General features: G+C 50.9%; 1 pseudogene. It reads left to right on the top strand.

Features of this window, described 5'->3' with window-relative positions:
• Nucleotides 1-19: 19 nt before the first annotated feature.
• A pseudogene (locus NC856_RS17675) lies at nucleotides 20-607 on the top strand (transposase); the annotation flags it as partial.

The following is a 607-nucleotide window of genomic DNA, read 5'->3' as shown; positions in this document are numbered from 1 at the left end:
CTGAACCGGGGAGATCTCTATGAAAAAATCACGTTTCACTGACAGCCAGATCATGTCCATCCTGAAGCAAGCCGAGGCGGGAACGCCGCTGGCCGAACTGTGCCGCGAGCATGGCATGAGCAACGCCAGTTTCTATAAGTGGCGTTCACGCTTTGGCGGGATGGATGCTTCCATGATGACCCGCCTCAAAGAACTAGAAGAGGAAAACCGTCGCCTCAAAAAAATGTATGCTGAAGAGCGTCTCAAGGCAGAAATTATTCAGGAAGCCATGGCAAAAAAGTGGTGAAGCCATCGCGTCGAAAGCAGATGGCGCAAGAAGTCGTCAGGAGCCGAAACGTCAGCGTGCGCTTTGCCTGCCGGCTGTTTGTTGTCAGCGAAAGTTGCTATCGCTACCAGCCGCAACGAAATGAAGAAAATGACGTCATCGCCGACTGGCTGCTCCGTATCACTGACAGTCAGCGTAACTGGGGATTTGGCCTGTGTTTTCTGTATCTGCGTAACGTAAAAGGTTTCCGGTTTAACCATAAAAGGGTGTACCGGATTTATTGCGGGTTGTCGCTTAACATGCGGATCAAGCCGAAAAAACGACTGAAACGGGATAAACCTG

The organism is Brenneria izbisi (genome assembly GCF_025840185.1).
Lineage (GTDB): Bacteria > Pseudomonadota > Gammaproteobacteria > Enterobacterales > Enterobacteriaceae > Brenneria > Brenneria izbisi.
Note: the sequence above shows the minus strand (reverse complement) of the source record. Positions and strands in the feature narration are given on the sequence as shown.